The sequence below is a fragment of the Magnetospirillum sp. LM-5 genome, assembly GCF_902729445.1.
Lineage (GTDB): Bacteria > Pseudomonadota > Alphaproteobacteria > Rhodospirillales > Magnetospirillaceae > Magnetospirillum.
In genome coordinates this window covers 40,085-55,940 of the sequence record NZ_CACVCE010000073.1, presented here as the reverse complement: position 1 = coordinate 55,940, position 15,856 = coordinate 40,085, and the positions used below count along the sequence as shown (strand labels likewise).

Annotated in this window: 17 protein-coding genes; 5 read left to right on the top strand and 12 right to left on the bottom strand. The window is 65.5% G+C overall.

From position 1 onward, the window contains the following. Positions 1-49: 49 nt before the first annotated feature. The 3 genes from MTBLM5_RS18125 to MTBLM5_RS18115 are packed head-to-tail and all read right to left on the bottom strand — an operon-like array spanning position 50 to position 3,539. Positions 50-844, bottom strand: coding sequence for a DUF2189 domain-containing protein (locus MTBLM5_RS18125; protein WP_173977447.1), 795 nt, complete (start codon positions 842-844; stop codon positions 50-52). A gap of 39 nt (positions 845-883) precedes the next feature. Further along, positions 884-2,872, bottom strand: a complete 1,989-nt coding sequence (locus tag MTBLM5_RS18120; RefSeq protein ID WP_173977446.1) for a YgiQ family radical SAM protein — start codon at positions 2,870-2,872, stop codon at positions 884-886. 34 nt (positions 2,873-2,906) lie between these two features. Beyond that, positions 2,907-3,539, bottom strand: a complete 633-nt coding sequence (locus MTBLM5_RS18115; RefSeq protein ID WP_173977445.1) for a response regulator — start codon at positions 3,537-3,539, stop codon at positions 2,907-2,909. A 165-nt stretch (positions 3,540-3,704) separates the two neighbouring features. Between MTBLM5_RS18115 and MTBLM5_RS18110 the strand changes: the two genes are divergently transcribed. Continuing rightward, the gene (locus MTBLM5_RS18110) at positions 3,705-4,526 is read left to right on the top strand and encodes a peptidoglycan-binding protein (protein WP_217425058.1); all 822 of its coding nucleotides are present in this window, start codon (positions 3,705-3,707) and stop codon (positions 4,524-4,526) included. Positions 4,527-4,564: 38 nt separating this feature from the next. Here the strand turns inward: MTBLM5_RS18110 and MTBLM5_RS18105 are convergent, their stop codons facing one another. From MTBLM5_RS18105 to MTBLM5_RS18065, 9 genes are read right to left on the bottom strand one after another with little or no spacing between them, the layout of a single operon-like run. Further along, positions 4,565-4,858, bottom strand: coding sequence for an RnfH family protein (locus tag MTBLM5_RS18105; RefSeq protein WP_173977443.1), 294 nt, complete (start codon positions 4,856-4,858; stop codon positions 4,565-4,567). 14 nt (positions 4,859-4,872) lie between these two features. After that, positions 4,873-5,544, bottom strand: coding sequence for an electron transport complex subunit E (locus MTBLM5_RS18100; protein ID WP_068504292.1), 672 nt, complete (start codon positions 5,542-5,544; stop codon positions 4,873-4,875). Beyond that, positions 5,544-6,158, bottom strand: coding sequence for an electron transport complex subunit RsxG (gene rsxG / locus MTBLM5_RS18095; RefSeq protein WP_173977442.1), 615 nt, complete (start codon positions 6,156-6,158; stop codon positions 5,544-5,546). Before rsxG ends, MTBLM5_RS18100 begins: the two co-directional genes overlap by 1 nt. Continuing rightward, on the bottom strand, positions 6,155-7,237 hold the full coding sequence (locus MTBLM5_RS18090) for an RnfABCDGE type electron transport complex subunit D (protein WP_173977441.1): 1,083 nt from the start codon (positions 7,235-7,237) through the stop codon (positions 6,155-6,157). Before MTBLM5_RS18090 ends, rsxG begins: the two co-directional genes overlap by 4 nt. After that, positions 7,234-8,718, bottom strand: coding sequence for an electron transport complex subunit RsxC (gene rsxC, locus MTBLM5_RS18085; RefSeq protein WP_173977440.1), 1,485 nt, complete (start codon positions 8,716-8,718; stop codon positions 7,234-7,236). The genes MTBLM5_RS18090 and rsxC overlap by 4 nt, the downstream gene beginning before the upstream one ends. A 15-nt stretch (positions 8,719-8,733) precedes the next feature. Continuing rightward, the gene (locus MTBLM5_RS18080; RefSeq protein WP_173977439.1) at positions 8,734-9,273 is read right to left on the bottom strand and encodes an RnfABCDGE type electron transport complex subunit B; all 540 of its coding nucleotides are present in this window, start codon (positions 9,271-9,273) and stop codon (positions 8,734-8,736) included. Between the two features lie 13 nt (positions 9,274-9,286). Further along, positions 9,287-9,868, bottom strand: coding sequence for an electron transport complex subunit RsxA (gene rsxA / locus MTBLM5_RS18075; RefSeq protein WP_068504284.1), 582 nt, complete (start codon positions 9,866-9,868; stop codon positions 9,287-9,289). 13 nt (positions 9,869-9,881) lie between these two features. After that, positions 9,882-10,394: a SoxR reducing system RseC family protein gene (locus MTBLM5_RS18070; protein ID WP_173977438.1), complete on the bottom strand. Its 513-nt coding sequence runs from the start codon at positions 10,392-10,394 to the stop codon at positions 9,882-9,884. A 5-nt stretch (positions 10,395-10,399) separates the two neighbouring features. Beyond that, entirely contained in the window at positions 10,400-11,392 is a 993-nt protein-coding gene (locus MTBLM5_RS18065) for an FAD:protein FMN transferase (protein ID WP_173977437.1), read from the bottom strand. Between the two features lie 532 nt (positions 11,393-11,924). On the opposite strand from MTBLM5_RS18065, the gene rpsD reads away from it, so the two are divergent. From rpsD to MTBLM5_RS18045, 4 genes are all read left to right on the top strand, one after another. Further along, entirely contained in the window at positions 11,925-12,542 is a 618-nt protein-coding gene (gene rpsD, locus MTBLM5_RS18060; protein ID WP_068504280.1) for a 30S ribosomal protein S4, read from the top strand. A 192-nt stretch (positions 12,543-12,734) separates the two neighbouring features. Continuing rightward, positions 12,735-13,121 (top strand): response regulator, encoded by a 387-nt coding sequence (locus MTBLM5_RS18055; protein ID WP_173977436.1) that lies wholly within the window; start codon positions 12,735-12,737, stop codon positions 13,119-13,121. Positions 13,122-13,350: 229 nt separating this feature from the next. After that, the gene (locus tag MTBLM5_RS18050) at positions 13,351-15,204 is read left to right on the top strand and encodes a thiamine pyrophosphate-dependent enzyme (protein ID WP_173977435.1); all 1,854 of its coding nucleotides are present in this window, start codon (positions 13,351-13,353) and stop codon (positions 15,202-15,204) included. 14 nt (positions 15,205-15,218) lie between these two features. Beyond that, complete coding sequence (locus tag MTBLM5_RS18045; protein ID WP_173977434.1) at positions 15,219-15,851, top strand: indolepyruvate oxidoreductase subunit beta; 633 nt, start codon at positions 15,219-15,221, stop codon at positions 15,849-15,851. The last annotated feature ends 5 nt before the right edge of the window (positions 15,852-15,856 follow it).

Below are 15,856 nucleotides of genomic sequence, written 5' to 3'. Positions count from 1 at the left end.
GTCCTCCGTTAGGTTAGTAAACACTAACCTATACGAAGCGCCGCCCAGATCAAACCCGATCCAGCCCGATCATCTCGCGATAGGCATGCCAACTGGCATGGCCGATCAGCGGCAACGCCACCGCCAGGCCGACGAAACAGGCCAGCATGCCGGCGCCGACCACCAGGGCGATGGTCGCCGCCCACCGGGCCGAGGTGACCGGATTGCGCACCACCGCCATCACCGACCAGATGGCGGCCGAGAAGATATCGACCTTGCAATCCAGCATCATCGGCAGGCTGACCATGTGGGTGACGAAGACGGCCGTGGCGAACACGAAGCCCAGCGCCACCATCATCACGGTGAAGACGATGCCGTCGAAGGTGACGATCTGGGCCAGGAAGCTTGCCAGCGTCATCGATTGGTAGGGGAAGAAGATGGCGAACAAGACCGCCGACAGCCTGGCCCAGATCATCACCACCAGCATCAGGACCAAGCCGGCGGTCAGGATGTGGAAGCGGTTGCGGCGAAAGGCCAGCAACGCATGGACGAAACTGGCGGCCTGGCCCTTTTCGTGGCGGTCGGAAATGTCGTAAAGCCCCAGCGCCAGCAGCGGCCCGATCAGCAGGAATCCGCCGATCATCGGGGTGATCAGATAGGGCATGCCGACCAGCACCAGCCCGAAGGTGATGACGAAGCCGCCGACGGCGAAGATGGCGCCATAGGCAGGGCTGACCCAGCCGGCGGCCCGAAGGTCGGACCAGCCCAGGCGAAGCCAGCGCTTGATGGCGCCGGGGGCGGCGGCCCGGACATGGTCGAAGGATGGAAAGTCGGCCGAGGCCGGTGAGGACGACGCTGCTGGCATGGCGCACCTTGTTCAGGCTTTCCTGACAAGTGGCGACGATCAGCGCCGCTGCAAGGGCCTGGAGCGTGTGTGCTGGGTGCGGAACGGCCTGGATGGGCCAGCCTTGGCGGCGGGTGCGGCGGTGCCGCCGGGAACCAATTGGTGCGCGCCCGGCCCGATCAGGTCGGCGCGGCCCATGGCCTTCAGGGCGTCGCGCAGGATCGGCCAATTCTCGGGATCGTGATAGCGCAGGAAGGCCTTGTGCAGGCGGCGCTGGCGCAAGCCCTTGATGGCCTCGACCTCTTCCGATCCGCTGTGGCGCACCGGCTTCAGCGGGTTTCGCCCGGAATGATACATGGCGGTCGCCAGCGACATCGGCGACGGCAGGAAGGTCTGGACCTGGTCGGCCTTGAAGCCGTTCCTTTTCAGCCACAAGGCCAGGTTCATCATGTCCCGGTCGGACGTGCCGGGATGGGCGGCGATGAAATAGGGGATCAAATAGTACTTCTTGCCGGCCGCCTGGGCCGCCTGGTCGAACAATTCCTTGAACCGTTCATAGGCGGCGATGCCCGGCTTCATCATCTTGGACAGCGGGCCGGCCTCGGTATGTTCGGGGGCGATCTTCAGATAGCCGCCGACATGATGGGCCACCAGTTCGCGCACATAATCCGGGCTTCGCACCGCCAGATCGTAGCGCAGGCCCGAGGCCACCAGCACCCGCTTGACCCCCTTGATGGCGCGGGCCTTGCGGTACAGCGCGATCAGCGGGCCATGGTCGGTGCCCAGATTCTTGCAGATGTCGGGATAGACGCAAGACAGCCGCCGGCACATGGCCTGGATGCCATCATCCTTGCAGGCCAGCCGGTACATGTTGGCGGTCGGGCCGCCGATATCGGAAATGGTGCCGGTGAAGCCCTTGGTCAGGTCGCGCACCCGCTCGATCTCGCGCAGGACCGATCCTTCCGACCGGCTTTGGATCACCCTGCCCTCGTGCTCGGTGATCGAGCAGAAGGCGCAGCCGCCGAAACAGCCGCGCATGATCGACACCGAGAAGCGGATCATCTCCCAGGCCGGAATGCGGGAATCGCCATAGGACGGATGGGGGGCGCGGGCGAACGGCAATTCATAGACCGCGTCCAGTTCCGCCGAGGTCAGCGGCACCGGCGGCGGGTTCAGCCACACATCCTTGTCGCCATGGGCCTGCACCAAGGCCCGGGCGTTCGACGCATTGCTTTCCAGATGCAGGACCCGTGAGGTGTGGGCGTACAGGGCGGGATCGGCGGCCACCTGCTCGTAGGACGGCAGCCGCACCGCCACCTTGCCGCCGGCCAGGTCCGGGGACGCGCCGTCCATGTCGGTCCAGTCGGCGACCCGGAAGGCCTTGGGGGGCGCGTTCACCACCTGGGCGGTGCCGCGGATATCGGTCATCGAGCGGATGGTTTGGCCGGCCCCGGCGCGGTGCGCCACTTCGACCAACGCCCGCTCGGCGTTGCCGAACAGCAAGATGTCGGCCTTGGCATCCATCAGGATCGACCGGCGCACCTTGTCCGACCAGTAATCGTAATGGGCAATACGGCGCAGGCTGGCCTCGATGCCGCCCAGGACGATGGGGACGTCCTTGAAGGCCTCGCGCGCACGCTGGGCATAGACGATGGCGGCCCGATCCGGCCGCTTGCCCCCCTCGCCGCCCGGTGTATAGGCGTCGTCGTGGCGCAGCTTTTTGTCCGAGGTGTAGCGGTTGACCATCGAATCCATGTTGCCGGCGGTGATGCCGAAGAACAGGCGCGGCCGACCGAGGACGGTGAAGGCTTCCGGCCCCGACCAGTCGGGCTGGGCGATGATGCCGACCTTGAAGCCGTGGGCCTCGAGCAAACGTCCGACGATGGCCATGCCGAAGCTGGGATGATCGATATAGGCGTCGCCGGTGACCAGCACCACATCGCACGCCTCCCACCCCAGCCGGTCCATCTCGGCCAAGGACATCGGCAGGAACGGCGCGGGCGGCACCGGCGGGCGGGCCTGTTCGAACAAGGAAGCGGCGGCGATCATGCCCCACCATAGCCCGCCGGCTGGGGAAATGGAATCAGCGAGCACCCTGGCGGCGGTCGGCCGCATGGTAGCCGGGAATGCCCTGCCGGCGTTCGGGGCCGACATGGGGGAAATTGGCCTGCCGGCGGTCGGCGAAACGGGTGTTGGTGTGATGGCGCCGCTCGAAGCCCTCGAAGCTGTCGTGGCGACGCCGGCGGTCCGGCCCGAAGAAATCGGGCGATTCGACATAGACACGGGGTGCCTGGGTGATGGATTTCAGCCGGCTTTGGATCACCTGGGCCGAAAACGGCTTCAGCATGAACTCGGTCATGCCGGCATCGCGGGCCGCCTTGATGTGGTCGGCGCTGGAAAAGCCGCTCATCACCACCACCGGCAGAAAACGGAACGGACTGCCTTGCACCCGCAAGCTTTTCAGCAAGGCGATGGCGTTGGTGGCGGCCGACCAGTCGGCGAATACGATGTTCCAGCCGCCTTCCAGCAGCAGACGCACCGCGTCTTCGGCGGTGGCGCAGGCGCGCGCGGCGCCGACCCGCATGTCGCGCACCAAGATGTCGGTGACCAGGCGGCGGGTGGCGATGAACGGGTCCAGGACGACGACGTGGCAGCGGCTGAAATCCAGCTCGTCGGCCCCGCCGATGGCGGCAGTGCGGTGAATCAGGACGCCCATGGCCTTGCCTCCGATGGGATGCGACGGAACATGGATTGCTTGCCGACAAGTATAGTCCACCGCTTGCGGATTTCCACCGCACCTTCCGCAGGGCTCCCTTCCTGTTGGCACGGGGCTGGACGGCGTGCTATCGTTCCGCGCACTAACTTCGAAAAGGGACGCCTTATGGTCGCATTCCCACTTTCCCAGGGCCAGGACGGCCCGGACGTCGTGACGCTGCAGCAGGCGTTGAACCGCATGGGGGCGCTGATCTCCGAGGACGGCGATTTCGGCAAGGGGACCGCCGCCGCCGTGCGCTACGCCCAGACCGTGCTGGGCCTGGACCCCACCGGTACCGTCGATGCGGCCTTGTGGAATCGGCTGATGACCCAGCCCGAGCCGCAGCCGTTGCTGCCGACCCGCGGGGTCACCTTCATCGCCACCGAGGAAATCGGCTCGCGCACCCGCTATGAACAGGCGTTCTGCCACCCGGTGTGGCCGGGCGGCGACAGCGGCATCACCATCGGCATCGGTTTCGACCTGCGCTTCGCCGATCAGACCACCTTCAGCCGGGCCTGGGGCAAGCTGAACCAGGACGTGCAGGACGCCTTGATCCCGTGGCTGGGCAAGCAGGGAAGCCAGGCCGGCGCCGACAGCCTGAAGAACGTGGTGGTGCCCTATAGCCTGGCCTGGCCGGTCTATTGCGCCGACACCATCCCGGTCTATGTCGACCAGACTGAAGACGCCTTTCCCGGCACCGACAAATTGCCGGGCCTGTGCAAAAGCGCGCTGGTCAGCCTGGTCTACAATCGCGGTCCCAGCCTGAAGGGCGACCGCCGCGTGGAAATGCGGGCGATCCGCGATCTGGTCCAGGCCGGCGACGCGGCTTCGCTGGCCCAGGTCCCGGCCCAATTTCAGGCGATGAAACGATTGTGGCCCGACGGCAACGGCCTGCGCGGCCGGCGCGATCGCGAAGCGCAATTGTGGGCCGACGGATTGCCCAAATAAAAATGGCCGGGGTGACCCGGCCATTTTATTTCGAAGCGTCAGCCCTCTTCGGCAGGGGCGGCAGGCTTGGCCGGCGGCGGCCGGCGCTTGACCGTCTTGGGGTCGGCGGTGATGGCGCGGTAGATTTCGACGCGGGCGCCGTCTTCCAGCACCGCGTCCAAAGCCGCCACCTTGCCCCAGATGCCGACCTTCTGGGTTTCCAGGTCGATGTCGGGGCAGCGGGTCAGGATGCCCGACTTGTCCAACGCCTGCTGAACGGTGGCGCCGTCCGGCACCTCGACCGACAACACGGTCTGCTTGGCAGGCAGGGCGTAAACGATGGTGATCTTCATAATCCGCCCTCTCCTTAAACGCTGTGGGCGCCGGCCATCTTGATCTCCTTGCCCATGGCAAGATCGACCATACGCTTGGCCACCACCATCAAGCCGGCGACCAGGAAGCCACCCGGCGGCAGGATCAGCACCAGGATGCCCATGTCTTCCGGCATCACCCGCATTTCCAGGAACTTGAAGGCCGGCCCCAGCAGCAGCGAGGCGTCGGCGAACAAGGTGCCCTGGCCGATCAGTTCGCGCACGGCGCCGATGGCGGTCAGGGCAAGGGTGAAGCCCAGGCCCATGAAGGTGCCGTCCACCAGCGACGGCAATACCGGCTCCTTCGCGGCGAAGGCTTCCAGGCGGGCCAGCGGCAGGCAGTTGGACACGATCAGCGGGATGAACAGGCCCAGCACCTTGTAAAGCTCGTGCATCCAGGCATTCATGCCCAGATCGACGAAGGTGACGTTGGCCGCCACGATCAGGATGTAGACCGGGATGCGCACCTCGTGGGTGACGTAGTTGCGAAACATCGCCACCATCATGTTCGACGCCGCCATCACCACCGCGGTCGCGATGCCCATGCCGAAGCCGTTGGTGGCTGTGCCGGTCATGGCCATGGTCGGGCACATGCCCAGCAGCATGCACAGCACGCCGTTATTGTCCCACAGGCCATCCTTGACGATTCGTCCGTAGCTGGTGGACATCAGCGCCCCTCCATCATGCTAGCTTTGTTCGCGGCGAAATATTCCAGACCGTGGCGGATCCCGCCGACCACGGCGCGCGGCGTAATGGTCGCGCCCGAGAACTGGTCGAACTGGCCGCCATCCTTCTTGACCTTCCACTTCTCGGCCGGGGGATTGCCCAGGAACAGGCCGGTGAAGCGGGTGATCCACTCGTTCTTGGCGGCGTCGATCTTGTCGCCCAGACCGGGGGTTTCCTTGTGGGCGATCACCCGCACGCCCAGGATCTTGCCGTCGGGATCGACGCCCAGCATCAGCCGGATCGGACCGGCATAGCCGCCATGGGCGATCACCTCATAGGCGACGCCGGTGACCTTGCCGGCCCTCATGGCGCGGTAGACGGTCTGGGCCTTGCCGTCGGTGCCGGTAAAGGTGACGGCGTCGGTCACCGGATTGTTGTCGTGGATCGACTTGGGAATAACCAGGCCCAGTGAGTTCATCTTGTCTTCCAGGGCGCGTTCCTTGATCGGCTCCTGGGTGACGATGTCGGTGGCGGCCAGCAATACCCCGAACCCGGTACAGAAGGCACCCAGGATGAAGGCGTGGACCCAGGTCGGCTTAATGGCGTGGGCGCTCATTGCTCTCCCCCCTTGACCGGCAGCGGCTCACCCTTCGAGGTGCGGCCGAACGCGCGCGGACGGAAATGTTGATCGATGATGGGCGTCAGCGAATTCATCAGCAGCACCGCGAAGGCCATGCCCTCGGGATAGCCGGCGAAGGTGCGGATGATCCAGGTGAGCAGGCCGATGCCGACACCGAAGACGATCTGGCCCTTCTTCGACACCGGCGAGGTCACATAGTCGGTGGCGATGAAGAAGGCGCCCAGGAACGACGCCCCGGTGACCAGGTGGAACAGGCCGCCCGAGAAGCGGGCCGGATCGACCAGGTTGAACAATGCGCCCATCACGAACAGCGTGCCCAGCAACGACACCGGGATGTGCCAGGAAATGATGCGCTTCCACATCAGGTAAAGACCGCCGGCCAGGACCAGCGGGACGGACGCCTCGCCCATCGAGCCGGGATGGAAGCCCAGGATCAGGTCCATCAGGCCGGGCGCATTGGCCATCGACTGATCGACGGCGATGCCGCGGGCCAGCTCGGTCTTGATGAAGCCCAACGGCGAGGCCTGGCTGATGGCATCCAGGCTGACGTCGCGGCCGAAGGTGTAGTGCAGGCTTTCCAGGAACCCGGGCGAACCGGCGGCGAACAGCGGCTTGGGCGCCACCCAGGCGGTCATCTGCACCGGGAAGGACACCAACACCACCACGCGGCCGACCATGGCCGGGTTGAAGACGTTCTGGCCCAGGCCGCCAAAGGCATGCTTGGCCAGGGCAACGCCGAACACGGCGGCCACCACCCCGATCCACCACGGAGCCCACGGCGGCAACGACACCGCCAGCAGCCAGCCGGTGATCAGCACCGAGCCGTCGCCGATGGCGCTATCGGCCGATCCGCCGGACAGGCGCACGCAGATCACCTCGCAGGCGACGCAGGCGCCGACGGTGACCAGGAACAAGAAGATGGCCGGCCAGCCGAACATCCACAGATTGAACAAGGTCGCGGGCGCAAGTGCGGCCAGCACCGTGAACATCGTCTTCGAGACGTTGACAGGGGCGTGGGTGAACGGCGCGGCGCGGTCGTTATATGCGGTCGTCATGCGTTGGCCTTGTCGTCATCGGTGGTCGAAGCCTGGGCGGCCTGCGCCTTGGCGGCGGCAGCCGCGGCGGCGGCGGCCTTCTTGGCGGCCTGTTGCTTCTCGATACGGGCGTTGTGGTTCTCGACCAGGCCCTTGATGGTGTCGAGCCGGCGGCGTTCGCGGTCGGCGGCCGACAGCGCACCCTTGGCATAGTTGAAGTAATGGACCAGCGGAATGTGCGACGGGCAGACATAGGAACAGCTGCCGCACGACACGCAATCGGTCACGCCCCACTTGGCGGCGTCGTCCAGCTTGTCGTGCTTGATGAAGCGGGCCATTTCCACCGGCACCAGCCCGCACGGGCAGATGGTGACGCAGGTACCGCAGCGGATGCAGGGCTTCGAGGGCTCTTCCCCGGTTTCCTCGGTGGTCAGGCCCAGGATGCCCGACATGCCCTTGACCACCGGCACTTCCAGGCTGGGCAGCGGCTGGCCCATCATCGGGCCGCCATTGACCACCCGGCGCGGCGGCTGGGTGAAGCCGCCGCAGAAGGCGACCAGATCGGCGACCATGGTGCCCAGCGGCACCTCGACATTGGCCGGCTTGGCGACCGCCCCGCCCGAGACGGTGATGACGCGGCGCACCAGCGGCTGGCCGAAGCGCACCGCCTTGTGCACGGCGCGCGCGGTGGCGACGTTGTGCACCACCACGCCCAGATCGGCGGTCAGCTTGCGGGCCGGAGTCTCCAGGCCGGTGATGGCCTGGACCAGATGGCGTTCCGACCCCATCGGGTACTGCACCGGCACGCCGACCACGGTGATGTTGGTGTGGGCAGCGGCGGCCTTTCCCATCGCCTCGATGGCGGCGGGCTTGTTGGTCTCGATGCCGATGACGATGTTCGGAGCACCCAGGGCGTGAGCCATGATGCGGGCACCGTCGATGACCTCGTCGGCGAATTCGCGCATCACGCGGTCGTCGCAGGTCAGATAGGGCTCGCACTCGGCGCCGTTGATCAGCAGGGTTTCCAGCTTGTGCTGGGTGCCCAGGTTCAGCTTGACCGCGCTGGGGAAGGCGGCGCCGCCCATGCCGACGATGCCCGAGGCGGCGACGCGGTCGCGGATCACCTTGGAATCGGCGGCAAAGGGATCGGCAATCGGAGCCGGCAGGTCGCTGGCCCATTCATCCTTGCCGTCCGGCTCGATGATGATGGTGATCAGCGGCAGACCCGAGGCGTGCGGCGCGGTCACTTCCGTCACCGCCACCACCTTGCCCGAGGTCGGCGCGTGGGCGGTGGCCGAGACCACACCGCCGCTCTTGGCGATGACCTGGCCCTTCTTGACGGTGTCGCCGGCCGCGACGATCGCTTCCGAGGCGGCGCCGATATGCTGCTGCAGCGGGATATACAGGGCGGCCGGCATCGGCAGGGTCACGATCGCCTGCTCGGCGGTGCGTTCCTTGCGATATTCGGGGTGGATGCCGCCGCGAACGGGAAACAGTTTCATCTTACAACGCTCCCGTCAGTGGTGGGCCGACTCGGACTGGGGCTTGCCCCAGTGCCAGGCGGCCATGGTCACCGGCACCGTGCACATCTCGATGGCTTCGGTCGGGCAGACCTTGAAGCACTTGGCGCAGCCGTGACACTGGTCGACGATGATGGTGTGAAGCTGCTTGTTGGCACCGACGATGGCGTCCGAGGTGCATTCCTGCACGCAGCGCAGACAGCCGATGCACAGATCTTCCTTGATGTGGGCGTGCTGCGGGGCCTGCTCTTCGTGGTCGTCGGCATTGGCTTCGACGCCCAGCTTCTTGGCCAGGGCCTCGATGGTGCCCTTGCCGCCCGGCGCGCACAGCGTGATCGGCGTGTCGCCCTTGGCCAGCGCGGCGGCATATTGCGAGCAGCCGACGAAGCCGCACTGACCGCACTGCGAACCGGGCAGCAGGGCCTGCAACTCGTCCTCCAGCGGGTTGGTCGGCACCGCCAAAAGCTTCGCCGCCGTTCCCAGCACCGCCCCCAGGGTCACACCCATGACCGCCAAACTTCCAACATCCAACAACATGATCGCGGTCCTCCTAGTTGGTGCTCATGCCGGAAAAGCCCATGAAGGCCAGGGCCAGCAGGCTGGCGGTGATGAAGCCGATCGGCGGCCCGGCGAACAGCCTAGGCACATCGGCCAGGGCCAGACGCTCGCGCAGGCCGGCGAACAGAACCATCACCAGGCTGTAGCCCAAGGACGAGGCCAGGGCGAACAGCGTGCTCTCGATGAAGTTCATATGGCCTTCGACCAGCAGCAGGTTGACGCCCAGCACCGCGCAATTGGTGGTGATCAGCGGCAGATAGATGCCCAGAAGCTGGAACATCGTCGGCGACACCTTGCGCACGGTGGCTTCGGTGAACTGCACGGCGGCCGCGATCACCAGGATGAAGGTGACGGTGCGCAGATAGCCCAGGCCATAGGGTTCGAGCAGGTAATATTCGATGCCCCAGTCGATCATCGCCGAAATGGTGATGCAGAAGGTCGTCGAGGCGCCCATGCCGAGAGCCGTGTCAACCCGGGTGGTGACACCCATGAACGAGCACAGACCCAAAAACCGCATCAGGACGACGTTGCTGACCAAGGCCGCGCTGATGAACAGCAGGATATAATGTTCCATCGAAGACCTTCCCTTATCCTTGATCCGGTGTACAGCTCGCCCCTTGGGCGGGCTGATAGGCCCGCCGCAGGAACCGGGGCGTCAACTGGCCACGCGCGGTCATCACAGAAGCCAGAACACGCGACACCAGCAATCCCACCGCCAAACCGACCACGGCACCGACAAACGCCAGGCCGTCACTTCTTCCCAATTCCTGACCGGCGATGCCGCCGGCCGCCAGGAACACCAAGGGCACGCCAAAGGCGACCAGCGCGCCCCTGGACAGCGAGGTCTCGGGGATGCCGACCACCACGCGCTCGCCCATTCTCAGGCCCAGATCGCCGCCCAGGGCGAACCGGCGCAGTTCCAGCCGCTTCGGGTTGCGGCTGCCCACCCCGCACAGGCCGGCCGAATGACAGCCGCCGCACGAGCTGGTCTGCTCGGGCTCCAGCCACACCCGGCCCGGCTCGACCGCAACGACGCGGGCGAAGCCCTCGATCAGTTCGCGATCGTCGGGACTGGGCAGGGTCGAGCCCGAGGCCTGCATCCGTCTTACGCCTCGACCGAGGCGACCACGCCCGCCGGCGTGACGTAAAGGGCCCGTTCGCCGCCGCCGGCCTTCAGGATGGCCTGACGCTTCTCGGGCTCGGCCAGCAGCATGGCGGTGGCCAGGCCGTCGGCCTGGGTGGCGGTCTTGGCCACCACCGAGACGCTGGCCAGGGCCGGAGCGGTGGCGCCGGTGCGCGGGTCGATCAGATGGGTGAAGCGGGCCGCGTCGTCGAACACGGTGCCATAGCCGCCCGAGGTGGCGACGCAGGCATCGACCACGTCGAGATGGGTGATCGCCTGGTCCGGGTTGGCCGGATTGGCGATGCCGATGCGCCAGGCCGAACCGTCGGGCTTGGGCGCCATGGCGCGGGGCTCGCCCATGTCCACCAGCATCTGCGAAAAGCCGTGGTCGCGCAGAACGGCGGCGACACGATCGGTGATGAAGCCCTGGGCGCCGGAATTCAGCGTCAGGCCCATGCCCGGCTTGGCGAACGACACACGATTGCCGTCGATCCTCACACCCTTCCAGTCGACCAGCGCCATGGCGGCGGCCAGATCGGCCTGGGTCGGACCCGAGGCCGAAGCGCCGGGGCTGGTGAAGTGGCGGAAATAGGTCTGCCACACCGGCTGGATGGTCGGGTCGTAGATGCCGCCGCTGATCTCGGCCAGGTGCAGGGCGCGGGTCAGCATCTCGACGAACTCGGCCGGCGCGTCGGCCAGCACGCCGTCGCGGTTCAGGGCCGACAGCGCCGAATCGGCACGATAGACGCTGAACATGGCTTCCAGCCGGGCCAGCTCGGCCAGGGCGGCATCGATGGCGGCGCGGGCCTTGGCCTCGTCCTTATGATACAGCTGGATGGTCGACTTGGCCCCCAGCGTGGTGCCTTCCCAGCGAACCAGCCGCGCCTCGGCGCCGGTGGCCTTCAGCAACAGCGGCAGACCGGCGGCGGCGGCCAGCACGGTAATCGCACGACGGCGAGTGAACGTCACGGACATGAACGGCAACCCTCCAGACCTTAAGTAACCAACGACAGCCCCCGAAGGCCGTCACGCAGCGCGATGCGATTCAGCATCAATACATAAATTCAGCATTCCGGTACCGATTTCGGTATCGTATTGCAATGCAGCGCCATCTTGCAAGACTCGCCGCAGGAAGACTAGACATTTTTTTGCCATATTCGAAGCATGAACTGCAGTGAACCTGCCTTTTCGGGTAGAAGGCATGTATTGACTGCCGCCCAACAGAAATAAATGCCAATTTGTTGTGCGCCCACCCGTTCGGGGGTCATGCTCATTCATTGTGCAGTTGCGAAATGAGCAGGTGGTCCGCCCGGCTCCGGACCGCGCCGCCCTGCCTGTTGTTGTTGACAAGCCCCATCCCGCCCCCTTATAAGCCGCGCTTCATTCCCGAGAACGAGGGTGGCGCAGCCATGCGTCCATCCCGCCCCGGCAGGGATGCCGGACCAAGGCCTATCGGGACAAACCCCAACCGGCGACAGCCGGGACAGACTTATAAGGAGCCCTTGGAATGACCAAGCGCGCTGAAGCAAAGTTCAAGATCAATCGCCGCCTGGGCGTCAACCTGTGGGGCCGCGGCAAGAGCCCGCTGGCTCGCGGCAAGGAAAACCCGCCCGGACAGCACGGCGCCCGCCGGAAGAAGCCTTCCGACTTCGGCACCCAGCTGATGGCCAAGCAGAAGCTGAAGGGTTATTACGGCAACATTTCGGAAAAGCAGTTCCGCAAGCTGTATGACGAGGCCGTGCGCCGCCGTGGCGACACCTCGGAGAACCTGATCGAGCTGCTCGAACGCCGCCTGGACGCCGTCATCTATCGCATGAAGCTGGCCGTCAGCCCGTTCCAGGCCCGTCAGGTCGTCAATCACGGCCACGTGCAGGTCAACGGCAAGCGCGTCAACATCGCCAGCTACCAGATCAAGGACGGCGACGTCGTCTCGATCAAGCAGAAGTCCAAGGACCTGGCCATCATCCTGGAAGCCGCCGGCAGCCCCGAGCGCGACGTCCCGGAATATCTGGAAGTCGATCACAAGGAAATGAAGGGCAAGTTCATCCGCGCCCCCAAGCTTTCCGACGTTCCCTATCCCTGCCAGATGGAACCCAACCTGGTCATCGAATTCTATTCGCGCTAAACGCCCGCGAAGGAAAGACCGGTCCGAAAACGACGCGCTGCCGCAAGGCAGCGCGTTTTTCTTATGCCCGCCACACCGACAGTTGCGCTACGCGCATTGCCGCCATGCTTCCTCAACAATTTGGTTCACACCCCATTCTTTCGGGGGTACCTTTTTTGTTGGGGATGGAAATACGACTATGTGGTGGGGACGATGGAACAGGCTCCATTGAACGTCCTGATCATCGAAGACAACAGCGGCGACGCGCTGCTGGAGGAAATCGCCCTGGCGGAGCAGGATTTTCCTTCGATCGTTCACCGTTCCATCAATGGCGACGAAGCCATCGCCCATTTAGGCGCGGCGCCGGTCGATCTGGTCCTGCTGGACGGCATCCTGGACGGCGAGCCCGGCCTTGAGGTCCTGCGCCGCATCAAGACCGATTCCGTGCGCCCTGATGTGCCGGTGGTGATCGTCACCGGCTCGGAACGCCAGCGCGACCGCGAGGAATTCCTGGCCAACGGCGCCGCCGCCTCCTTGTACAAGCGCACCACCTTCGAGGAATTGGTGTCTGAACTCGGCGCCCTGAAGCGGTTCACCTGATCCTCCCCTTGCCTGAAATCAAGGCGACCTTGGCCGATGCGCATTCCTCTTGGGAGCAAGCGTGCAACGATGATAGTGTCGTCGCCGCGAAATCCGTATCACGTCATTACGGACGTCAAGCCGGGCCAAGCCCTTGTTTTTAGCCGTTTTCGATGACACGCCGCATCGGCGGACGTCGGCAAACGGTGCAGGACGGGGCAGCCTTTGTCAAAGAGGGTGAGGAGAGTCCATGTCCGCTGCCGTTCAGGCCAAAGCCGCCAGCCGCCTGCTGTTGTCCGGTAATGAAGCCATTGCCCGAGGTGTGTGGGAGGCCGGCTGCAAGGTCGCCGCCGCCTATCCCGGAACGCCGTCCACCGAGATCTTGGAAAACGTCGCCCTTTATCCCGACCTTTATGCCGAATGGTCGGTCAACGAGAAGGTGTCGATGGAGGTCGCCATCGGCGCCTCGATGTCGGGGGCGCGGGCTTTCTGCGCCATGAAGCATGTTGGCATGAACGTCGCCTCCGACGCCTTCATGACCCAGACCCTGGCCGGCGTGGTCGGTGGCCTGGTGGTGGCGGTGGCCGACGATGTCGGGCTGTCTTCGTCGCAGAACGAGCAGGATTCCCGCTTCTGGGGCCGCTTCGCCCATGTCCCGGTGCTGGAACCGGCCGACAGCCAGGAAGCCTATGACATGGTCAAGCTGGCCTTCGACCTGTCCGAGGAATTCAACACTCCGGTCATCATGCGTCTGACCACCCGGGTCTGCCACGTCAAGGCGATGGTGACGGTGGGCGAACGCGATCCGCGCGCCATTTCCGGCTTCAAGCTGGACGCCAAGCGCTGGGTGATGACGCCGGCCAACGCCAAGGGCATGCTGCCCAAGCAGATGGAGCGCGAGGGCAAGCTGCGCGCCGCCGCCGAGATTTCGCCCCTGAACGTGATCGACGACGGCTCGGACCGCCGCATCGGCTTCGTCACGTCCGGGCCGGCCTTCATGCATCTGAAGGAAAGCTTCCCCGAGGCGCCGGTCCTGAAGCTGGGCTTCACCTATCCGGTCCCGGTCGAGAAGATCCGCGCCTTCCAGGCCAGCGTCGGGACCTTGGTGGTGGCCGAGGAAACCGAGCCGCTGATCGAGAACGAGTTGAAGGCGGCCGGCCTGACCAACGTCCATGGCAAGGACATCCTGCCGCGCCTGGGCGAGTTGACCCCCAACATCCTGATCCCGGCTATCTTCGGCTTCCGGGGCGAGACGCCGCCGCCGGCCACCACCTATCCCAAGATCGACCCCTTCCCCCGTCCGCCGACCATGTGCCCGGCCTGCCCGCACATGGGCGTCTATTACACCTTGTCGCGACTGAGGAAGCGGGTGCAGATCTCGGGCGATATCGGCTGCTACACCCTGGGCGCCGGCCATCCGTGGAACGCGCTGGATTCCACCATCTCGATGGGCGCCAGCATGGGCATCGCTCTGGGCATGGACAAGGCCCGCTCGGAAGAGACCAAGGACAAGGCGGTGGTCGCCGTCATCGGTGATTCCACCTTCCTGCACATGGGCATGCAGGGCCTCTTGGACATCGTCTACAACAAGGGCAACGTCACCGCCCTGATCCTCGACAACCGCACCACCGGCATGACGGGCGGCCAGAACCATGCCGGCACCGGCAAGGCCCTGGACGGCGGCGAGGCCCCCCGGGTCGATTTCGTCAAGCTGGTGGAGGCCCTGGGCGTCAAGCCCGAGCGGGTCCGCAAGGTCAACCCCTATCAGCTGCCGGTCCTGTTCAAGGCCATCCGCGAGGAAATCGAACAGCACGAGCCCAGCGTGATCATCACCGACCAGCCCTGCGTGCTCTCCGAGTTCTACGAGAAGTTCAAGCCCTACAAGGTGGTCGATCAGGATTGCACCGGCTGCGGCAATTGCATCAATGTCGGCTGTCCGGCGATCACCGTCTCGCGCAGCGAATCCAAGACCCGGCCGGACGGCAAGGTCAACGAACTGAAGTTCACCACCATCGACACCGCCATGTGCACCGGCTGCCACATGTGTGTCGAATCCTGCGGACCCAAGGCCATCGTGCCGGCGGTCCCGGTCCTGGTGCAGTGAAAGGAATGGCCTTCATGAACAACGACGTCATCACCAATATCCTGGTCTGCGGCATTGGCGGCCAGGGCGTCATGACCGCCGCCGAAATCCTGGCCCAGACCGCCATCGCCAAGGGCTACGACGTCAAGAAGTCGGAAGTCGCCGGCATGGCCCAGCGCGGCGGCGTGGTCACCAGCCACGTCCGTTTCGGCAAGAAAGTGTGGTCGCCGGTCATCACGCCCGGCACCGCCGACATCCTGGTCGGGTTCGAGGTGGCGGAAGGCTCGCGCTGGGCCGACATGCTGCGCCCGGGCGGCGTGGCGATGGTCAACACCATTCGCCTGACCCCGCCGGTGGTTTCCATCGGCCTGTTCAAGTATCCCGACGACCCGGTGGCGCAGATGCGGGCCGCCGGCGTCACCGTCTATGATTTCGACGCCGGCGCCATCGCCCGGGAACTGGGCGACCTCAAGCTGGTGAACACCGTAATGCTGGGCGCCATCGCCGACTACCTGCCCTTCCCGGCCGCCGATCTGGAGGAACAGATCATCGGCCGCTTCCGGGCGCGCAAGCCGGCCATGGTCGAGGCCAACCAGAAGGCCTTCGAAATGGGCCGTGCCGCCGCCGAACGGGCCGCCAGCGCCCTCGGGAAGGCGGCAAACGGATAGGGCAG

Bases quoted from the DNA above. Each gene is read 5' to 3' on its own strand.
- MTBLM5_RS18125 (WP_173977447.1), bottom strand. From the start codon at position 844: ATGCCAGCAGCGTCGTCCTCACCGGCCTCGGCCGACTTTCCATCCTTC.
- MTBLM5_RS18120 (WP_173977446.1), bottom strand. From the start codon at position 2,872: ATGATCGCCGCCGCTTCCTTGTTCGAACAGGCCCGCCCGCCGGTGCCG.
- MTBLM5_RS18115 (WP_173977445.1), bottom strand. From the start codon at position 3,539: ATGGGCGTCCTGATTCACCGCACTGCCGCCATCGGCGGGGCCGACGAG.
- MTBLM5_RS18110 (WP_217425058.1), top strand. From the start codon at position 3,705: ATGGTCGCATTCCCACTTTCCCAGGGCCAGGACGGCCCGGACGTCGTG.
- MTBLM5_RS18105 (WP_173977443.1), bottom strand. From the start codon at position 4,858: ATGAAGATCACCATCGTTTACGCCCTGCCTGCCAAGCAGACCGTGTTG.
- MTBLM5_RS18100 (WP_068504292.1), bottom strand. From the start codon at position 5,544: ATGTCCACCAGCTACGGACGAATCGTCAAGGATGGCCTGTGGGACAAT.
- rsxG (WP_173977442.1), bottom strand. From the start codon at position 6,158: ATGAGCGCCCACGCCATTAAGCCGACCTGGGTCCACGCCTTCATCCTG.
- MTBLM5_RS18090 (WP_173977441.1), bottom strand. From the start codon at position 7,237: ATGACGACCGCATATAACGACCGCGCCGCGCCGTTCACCCACGCCCCT.
- rsxC (WP_173977440.1), bottom strand. From the start codon at position 8,718: ATGAAACTGTTTCCCGTTCGCGGCGGCATCCACCCCGAATATCGCAAG.
- MTBLM5_RS18080 (WP_173977439.1), bottom strand. From the start codon at position 9,273: ATGTTGTTGGATGTTGGAAGTTTGGCGGTCATGGGTGTGACCCTGGGG.
- rsxA (WP_068504284.1), bottom strand. From the start codon at position 9,868: ATGGAACATTATATCCTGCTGTTCATCAGCGCGGCCTTGGTCAGCAAC.
- MTBLM5_RS18070 (WP_173977438.1), bottom strand. From the start codon at position 10,394: ATGCAGGCCTCGGGCTCGACCCTGCCCAGTCCCGACGATCGCGAACTG.
- MTBLM5_RS18065 (WP_173977437.1), bottom strand. From the start codon at position 11,392: ATGTCCGTGACGTTCACTCGCCGTCGTGCGATTACCGTGCTGGCCGCC.
- rpsD (WP_068504280.1), top strand. From the start codon at position 11,925: ATGACCAAGCGCGCTGAAGCAAAGTTCAAGATCAATCGCCGCCTGGGC.
- MTBLM5_RS18055 (WP_173977436.1), top strand. From the start codon at position 12,735: ATGGAACAGGCTCCATTGAACGTCCTGATCATCGAAGACAACAGCGGC.
- MTBLM5_RS18050 (WP_173977435.1), top strand. From the start codon at position 13,351: ATGTCCGCTGCCGTTCAGGCCAAAGCCGCCAGCCGCCTGCTGTTGTCC.
- MTBLM5_RS18045 (WP_173977434.1), top strand. From the start codon at position 15,219: ATGAACAACGACGTCATCACCAATATCCTGGTCTGCGGCATTGGCGGC.